The organism is Malikia granosa, assembly GCF_002980595.1.
Lineage (GTDB): Bacteria > Pseudomonadota > Gammaproteobacteria > Burkholderiales > Burkholderiaceae_C > Malikia > Malikia granosa.
In genome coordinates, this window is the sequence record NZ_PVLQ01000145.1 from 1 (window position 1) to 1907 (window position 1907).

General features: G+C 63.1%; 3 protein-coding genes. All 3 read left to right on the top strand.

Going from position 1 to position 1907, the window contains the following annotated elements:
- The coding region (locus C6P64_RS18380) for a hypothetical protein (RefSeq protein WP_211296887.1) at positions 1 to 185 on the top strand (185 nt) is incomplete at its 5' end.
- Between the two features lie 14 nt (positions 186 to 199).
- Entirely contained in the window at positions 200 to 1096 is an 897-nt protein-coding gene (locus tag C6P64_RS17615; protein ID WP_105749827.1) for a LysR family transcriptional regulator, read from the top strand.
- Between the two features lie 173 nt (positions 1097 to 1269).
- On the top strand, positions 1270 to 1907 hold a 638-nt coding region (locus C6P64_RS17620; protein WP_211296888.1), incomplete at its 3' end, for an acyl-CoA dehydrogenase family protein.

Genomic DNA, 1907 nt, shown 5'->3' on the forward strand with positions numbered 1-1907 from the left:
TCCAGGGTGATGACGGCGATGGCGTCACGGCGCTGAAAAACTGTCATGGTGTTGCTTTCCTTAGCAGCCAATTGCCACGCAAACCAGGGCCGGTCTGCGCAGCTGAGAGCGTAGCCAGGATTCTTGAATATTCCAATTTGTTTGACAATTACAAGACCTGTTTACATACTGTCAAACAATACTGACAACCTCGGACTCCATGGACTCCAACTCGCTGGCGCTTTTTGTCGACATCGTGGAAGCTGGCAACCTCAGCCAGGCGGCGCGCAACCTGAAGATGAGCCGGGCCAACATCAGCTACCACCTGGCGCATCTGGAGAAGTCCGTCGGGCAGCAGCTGATGCGGCGCACCACCCGCCGGGTCGAGCTGACCGAGGTCGGACACAAGCTCTACCAGCACGGGCGCGTCATCCGCGACGAGCTGATGGCCGCGCGCGAATCGGTGGCGATGTTCGGCAAGACCTTGCACGGCTCGGTGCGCTTGAGCATGCCGACCGGCTTCGGCCATCTGGTGATGTCGAGCTGGCTGATCGAGTTCAAGCGCCTGTATCCGGATATCGCGCTCGAACTGCTGTTCGAGAACCGGGTGGACGACCTGCTGCGCGACGAGGTGGATGTCGCGGTGCGCGTCATGTCCGACCCCCCGCTGCAGATGGTGGCGACCGAACTGGCGCAGGTTCGCTATGTCACCTGCGCTTCGGTCGGCTACGCGAGCGAGCACCCCATGCCGGCGGCACTGGCGGATCTGGGCCAGGTGCCGCTGATCACCTCGGCCGTGGCCGGGCGCGACCTGCGCGTCTCGGCCTACCAGGGAGAGCAGAGGACCGAGCTGACCCTGCATCCGACGCTGGCTTCGGAAAACTTCCAGTTCCTGCGCGAGGCCATCCTTGCCGGGCTGGGCATTGGCCTGGTGCCGGACTATGTCGTGGCCCAGGATGTCGCCGAGGGCAAGGTGATCACGGCCTTGCATGACTGGCGCCTGAGCGTGTTCGGCACCCGCATGTTCCTGCTGCGCATGCCCGGGCGCTACCAGACGCTGGCAACCCGGACGCTGATCGACTTCATCGTTGAGCGGGCCAGAAGCTGGTCGAAGTGAGTCGCCAGGCCGGTCCCCTTGAGCCGCTGGGTGGCTTGCCAGAACCAGGTGCCGCCCTTCCTGTGACTGTCAAGTATTTTCAAACAAACTGTCAACATTTCCTCCAATTGTCAAGCAAGGTTGATTTCCACACAATGCGCTGATCTCTGTGACCCACAAGTAGGAAATCCTCCATGGCCCTGGACCAAGAATCGTTTGACATCCTGCTGCCCACGCTTGAGCGCTTCGTGCGCGAGCGCCTGATGCCGGCCGAGAACTACCTCGAGGAACACGACGAGGTGCCGGCCGACATCATCGAGGACATGAAGCAGATGGGCCTGTTCGGCCTGTCGATTCCCGAGGAATACGGCGGCATCGGCCTGTCGATGAGCCAGGAGGTCCAGGTCGCCTACGAGCTGGGTCGCACCGCGCTGGCCTTCCGCTCGGTGTTCGGCACCAATATCGGCATCGGCTCGCAGGGCATCCTGATGGACGGCACGCCCGAGCAGAAGGCCCAATACCTGCCCAAGGTCGCCAGCGGCGAACTCATCATGTCGTTCGCGCTGACCGAGCCCGATGCCGGATCGGATGCAGCCTCGCTCAAGACCCGGGCCGACCTCGACGGCGACCATTACGTGCTCAACGGCAGCAAGCGCTACATCACCAACGCGCCGCGCGCCGGTGCCTTCACCCTGATGGCACGCACCGGCGGCCCCGGCGCCGGAGGCGTCTCGTCCTTCATCGTGCCGGCCGACCTGCCCGGCATCCAGCTCGGCAAGCCCGACAAGAAGATGGGCCAGCGCGGCACCAAGACCTGCGACGTGATCCTCGA

What these genes read in the sequence shown, in the direction of transcription:
- C6P64_RS17615 (WP_105749827.1), top strand. Translation starts at nt 200, where the DNA reads ATGGACTCCAACTCGCTGGCGCTTTTTGTCGACATCGTGGAAGCTGGC.